Genomic DNA, 4,675 nt, shown 5'->3' on the forward strand with positions numbered 1-4,675 from the left:
GTCAGTAGTCGGGGACCACCGAGTTTTTCCGCCGTATTTCCAGCTCGGCACTCCGCGGGGATCGGCCGGGGATCTACACGCCCGGCTTGCGCATGCGCTCGGGGCGGCCGGTGATCTCGCCCTCCAACTCCGAGATCACCGCACGCAGCCACTGCACGTCGGCGTGCTTGGTCGCGGCGGCGGTGGCCAGCATGCCGCGCCGGAACCGGTCGGTCATCTCGTCGGCGCGCAGCGGTCTGCCATGGTCGTAGAAGTAGCCGGCGGGCTGGTCGTAGAAGCTCAACCGCCTTCGCAGAACGCGGAGTTGGGCGACCGGATCGCCGAGCTGTCCGAGGAAGGCGAGCAGGATCATGAACGAGTTCCGGTCGGTGATCTCGACGGGCGCGGGCTCGGCGAGCCGACGCAGGAACTCCTGCCTGCCGGTATCCGTCAGGGTGAAAACCTGCCGGCGCGTGGCGCCGCTGCCTGGCGCCTCGTGCCGCACGACGAACCCGGCACGGCGCAGCCGATCGAGGGCGGGATAGAGGGCCCCGTCACTGACGGGGCGGATGTGGCCGGAGAGGCCGGAGATCCGGTTGCGGAGCTCATAGGCGTGAAGCGGCTGTTCGGCGAGGAACCCGAGAATGCTCAGGGTCAGCATGCGCCTACGATGCCATGCCTCGAATAGAGGTACGCCGCACCGGACCCCACAACAGCAACGGCGGACGCTCCCGCCCCGGGGGCACCTCGGCGGAAGCCGGGCACGGCGGCCCGGGAACCCGCAGGAGAACCCGTCCCAAGCCCGCCCCGGAGGCACCTCGGCCGAGGCCGGGCGTGACGGGAAGCGTGTGGCCCCCGCTTCCCGCCGCTGTGTACAGTAGGACCGCCCTCGGACGGTGAAAAATATGTCCGTATTGCCTCCTTAGCTCAGCTGGCCAGAGCAACGCACTTGTAATGCGTAGGTCGTCGGTTCGAATCCGACAGGGGGCTCACTTCCGGCCCAGGTCAGAGCGTATGCGGCCTGGGTCGTTGATCATTCCGAATGGTCCTGCGTGAGCGATGCGTGAGCGGAGGTGCCAGGAGTCGATTTCCTGGCCCTCGGGACTACCGCGGCAGCGCGCTCCGTCAGCTCGTCCTCGTACTCCTCGAACAGCTCCATGTACGTGTCCGACGTCAACGTGATCGTGGAGTGCCGCAGCTTCACCTTCGCGTCATGCAGGTCCCCGCCGCCGGCCTTCACGAGCGCCGCGGCGCCATGCCGCGCGTCCCGCAGGTTGATCGGCGGGAGATCCGCCGCGTCACGGATCTCCCGGAAGGCGTCCGACACGGTCTCCGGGTGCAGCCAGGTCCCGTCCTCGTTCGTGAAGACCTTGCCCGTGTCTGTCCACGGCAGCCGGTTCTCCAGCCGCGCGTCCCGCTCGGCGAGCTGGCGCGCGCGATGGGCGCGCAGCACCTCGACCGTGCCCCGGTCGATCTTCACCGCGGCGGCCGAGCCGTCCGTCTTCGGGTCCGTCTCGATCGGCGTCCAGCCGTCCGTGACGATCTCCCGGGCGATGGTCACCGTACGGGCCGCGAAGTCGACGTTCTCCCAGTCCAGCCCGACGCCCTCACCGCGGCGGAGCCCGTGGTGGGTGACGAGGTGGAAGAACGCGTACAGGCGGTGGGCCTCGGCCGCGTCGAGGAACGCGCCCAACTGCTCAGGCGCCCACACCATCACCGGGCCCGGCTTCACCCCTGTCTCGCGCCAGCGCGCGACCCGCTCGGCAGTCCACAGCATGCCCTTCGGGCGCTTCGCGGTCTCTAGCTCCACGTGGGCCGCGGGGTTGAAGGTGATGTACTGCCTGCTGATCGCGAAGTTCAGGGCCGCACGCAGGGCGCGTCGGATGTCGTGCTTCGTCGCCGGGCCCGTGATGCGCCGGTACGGCGGCATGGCTGCGAGCTTCTCGCGCTCCGCGGCGAGCCGCTGCCTCTCGGCGGCCGGCGGCCGGGACCGCTGGCCCCAGGTCGCGCGCGCCTGCTGCTCGCGGCGAGCGACGTTCTCCGCGCGGATCGTCTCGTTGCGGTCGTCGATCGAGTCGAAGAACGCCTGCACGTGGCCGACATTGAGTCGGTCGAGGCGGTAGTGCCCGAGTGCGGGCCGCAGGTGGTACTCCACGCGGGACCCGTAGCCGTTGACGGTCGTCGCTCGCCGGGACTTGCCCTTCTTCTCCAGCCACTCGTCGAAGAGGTCGCTCACGGTCTTGGTGGACGTGAGCTTCTGCCCGTGCACCAGGCGCCGGCGCGTCTCCGCGAGGTCGGGCAGGGGCGCCTTCTTGTCCTGCGACACGTTCTCCAGCAGGTCGCCGATCAGGCGCAGGGTCTCATCGTCGTCCGCGTCGGCCAGGTCCAGGATCGCGCGGACCTTGTCGAGCGCCTCCTGGGCCTTCTTCGCGGAGTCGTACCCGCCGCGCGAGAACGAGCGGCGCGAACCGTCCTCGCGCGGTGGGAGTTCCTGACGTACCGCCCACGTCCCGTGACGTCTGCTCGACAGTTGCGGACACGCCTTGCCCAGCGGCCGGCCATCGTCTCCCCGGCAGTAGCACCGCCGGTACGTGGAACCCTTCATGTCTCTCCTCGGAGGGGGGATGGCGCCCGTTCGCGCCCCCTCATCATCAGCTCACGCGCGAGAGGGAGAGAGGCCGCGCCCTCTCGGCCCGACGCTGGAGCCATAGGCCGCTACCGAGGACCCGAGCGGTCAGCTCGTTCAACTCGGTGCACAGCCAGATCGAGGCGTAATCCTCGTGGACGAACCAGAGGATTTCTCCGGGCCTTTCCAGTGCGAGGCAGGGAACGCCTCCGGGCATCTTCCGTGCAGGAGTCCGGACCCACTCCCCGCGCGCTACTACGTAGCCTTCCGGGCCGTGCGAGTGCGCCCGGTCCGCAAACCAGGTCTGAGCCCATTGGCCCTGAACTTCCGTCAGAACGCTATGTGTCCGGTTCAGCTCGTCGCACAGATCCGGACGGGCTTCGCCGGTTCGAAAGTGGACGGTCATGGTCCCGTCCGACTCGGCCAGCCGAACGGCCCGACCTGCGGGGATCCTCACGTCCGGGCCGATCTGGAAGACCACGTGTGACACTTCGTTGATTTTCGTTCTGCGCATACCGCTTCCCCGCCCTTGCCCGCTCCGTTGTACGGAGCCGATCAATCCGCCCCCCGGCAGAAAAACCATCATGCACAGTAGTTGCGAGATACACCAGGGGTAATCAGCCTTCACCGCCGTGCGGCTTCGCGGCGCGATTCTGTCCCCATGTGCGCATGAGATCCCGTACGCGCTCCTGGTCCTCCGGCGACATTGATCGGTAGTCGTGTACCAGCGCCCGCACGTCCCCTTCGTCCGACCACACGCTGTCGATGCCGAAGAACTGCGCGCCCGCCGCATCCTGGATCAGCCCCAGGGGCAACTGAAGGCCGGCCGCGAGAGCGCGTAGCTCGGGAACGATGGGCGCGATCACGGGCAGCCCTCTCTCAAGGCGGTTGATGACCGCGTACTTCCATATGGGGCCGGCGTCCGGCGCCTCGGGGTCGACGCACCGCTCGGCCAGCTTGCGGAGGCTGAGCCCCAGCTCTGACCGCCGGTTGCGCACGAGGTCGGTCAAGTCCGTTCTGCGTTCGGGTGGGCCCGCCATGGCCGTCCTTTCGCTTGTCTGCTGCTCGGTGTCTGGCTCGGACCTGCTGTTCATGGGTTCGCTCCCTTGGGCAGCGGGACGTCCCTGTCTGGCCACCTAGACAGATTGTCTATGTAGGGAAACGTTGATCGCCACCGGGGGGCCTCTGGATGGCCGGGAGTCGCCCCGCCCGGCCCGAACTGTTCGCGCAGTGTTCGAGTGGGGCGGGTGTTCATCGAGATAGACAAGATGTCGATCCCGTGAGACTGTTTATCTCGATGCACAAACCGAGCTATCGAGGTGAACGTGAACGAAAGGGCCCTGTACCGCCTCGCGGTCGAACGCAGCGTCCTGCGCGCACTGATGCTCCGCACGGGCGATGGACGCCCGGTCGCGATCCGCGCCCTGGCCCAGGCCGCCGACGTGCACCCCAGCACGATCGGACACCTGCTGACCGGAACCCAGAAGGCCGTCCCGGAGCGCGTGGCCCAGGCCATCGCTGACCGCCTGGGCGTCGACCTCGGTGTCCTGTGGGAACGCGACGGCCGCACCGCCCGCGCGCTGCGACGCATGGAGGTGCCGGCATGACCACCGCCGCGCAGATCCAGCCGCTCACCATCCGCGAAGTGCTTGACCTTCCCCCGCTGGTCCCGCTGTGGCCCGCGGTAGGCCGCGCACTCGGACTCGCGGAGAGCACCACCTACCAGCTGGCCGCCCAAGAGCGGCTGCCCATCGAGGTCATCAAGCTCGGCCGTCGCCGCATGGCCCGCACGGTCGACCTCTGGGCCTTCCTCGGCCTCGGAAACGGCGAAGCGGCCGGGGGTCCAGCCCCGACCGCTTCGAGCGAGGCCGCGCACGAATCGACATCCCTGCAGACCGGAGCGACCTCATGAAGACCATCTCACACACCACCGACAACGCGCGGGCTGTCCGCGCGGCTCTCGCCGAGGTTTTGGGGGGGGGGGGGGGGGGGGGGGGGGCGCGCCCGCCGCCGCCCGCCGCGGCGGGGCGCCGCCCCCCCCGCCGCCGGCCCCCCCCGCCCCGGCGGGGG

5 protein-coding genes and 1 tRNA gene are annotated in these 4,675 nt (G+C 69.2%); 3 read left to right on the plus strand and 3 right to left on the minus strand.

Going from position 1 to position 4,675, the window contains the following annotated elements; genetic code table 11:
* Nucleotides 1-73: 73 nt before the first annotated feature.
* On the minus strand, nt 74-640 hold the full coding sequence (locus LCE31_RS36975) for a PadR family transcriptional regulator (RefSeq protein WP_225022405.1): 567 nt from the start codon (nt 638-640) through the stop codon (nt 74-76).
* Between the two features lie 255 nt (nt 641-895).
* Here LCE31_RS36975 and LCE31_RS36980 point away from each other — a divergent pair.
* Nucleotides 896-969 (plus strand) — tRNA-Thr (locus LCE31_RS36980).
* 43 nt (nt 970-1,012) lie between these two features.
* Here the strand turns inward: LCE31_RS36980 and LCE31_RS36985 are convergent.
* On the minus strand, nt 1,013-2,584 hold the full coding sequence (locus LCE31_RS36985; RefSeq protein WP_225022407.1) for a site-specific integrase: 1,572 nt from the start codon (nt 2,582-2,584) through the stop codon (nt 1,013-1,015).
* Nucleotides 2,585-3,222: 638 nt separating this feature from the next.
* The gene (locus tag LCE31_RS36990) at nt 3,223-3,699 is read right to left on the minus strand and encodes a helix-turn-helix domain-containing protein (protein WP_225022409.1); all 477 of its coding nucleotides are present in this window, start codon (nt 3,697-3,699) and stop codon (nt 3,223-3,225) included.
* Between the two features lie 231 nt (nt 3,700-3,930).
* Here LCE31_RS36990 and LCE31_RS36995 point away from each other — a divergent pair, with 231 nt between their 5' ends.
* Together LCE31_RS36995 and LCE31_RS37000 are read left to right on the plus strand one after the other, a co-directional pair.
* Nucleotides 3,931-4,212, plus strand: a complete 282-nt coding sequence (locus LCE31_RS36995) for a helix-turn-helix domain-containing protein (protein WP_225022411.1) — start codon at nt 3,931-3,933, stop codon at nt 4,210-4,212.
* Entirely contained in the window at nt 4,209-4,517 is a 309-nt protein-coding gene (locus LCE31_RS37000) for a DNA-binding protein (protein ID WP_225022414.1), read from the plus strand. Before LCE31_RS36995 ends, LCE31_RS37000 begins: the two co-directional genes overlap by 4 nt.
* The last annotated feature ends 158 nt before the right edge of the window (nt 4,518-4,675 follow it).

Origin of the sequence: Streptomyces sp. 8L, from assembly GCF_020176795.1 — a bacterium.
Lineage (GTDB): Bacteria > Actinomycetota > Actinomycetes > Streptomycetales > Streptomycetaceae > Streptomyces.

Excerpts from the sequence above, each read along its gene's own strand:
- LCE31_RS36990 (WP_225022409.1), bottom strand. The coding sequence starts at position 3,699 with ATGAACAGCAGGTCCGAGCCAGACACCGAGCAGCAGACAAGCGAAAGG.
- LCE31_RS36975 (WP_225022405.1), bottom strand. The coding sequence starts at position 640 with ATGCTGACCCTGAGCATTCTCGGGTTCCTCGCCGAACAGCCGCTTCAC.
- LCE31_RS37000 (WP_225022414.1), top strand. The coding sequence starts at position 4,209 with ATGACCACCGCCGCGCAGATCCAGCCGCTCACCATCCGCGAAGTGCTT.
- LCE31_RS36985 (WP_225022407.1), bottom strand. The coding sequence starts at position 2,584 with ATGAAGGGTTCCACGTACCGGCGGTGCTACTGCCGGGGAGACGATGGC.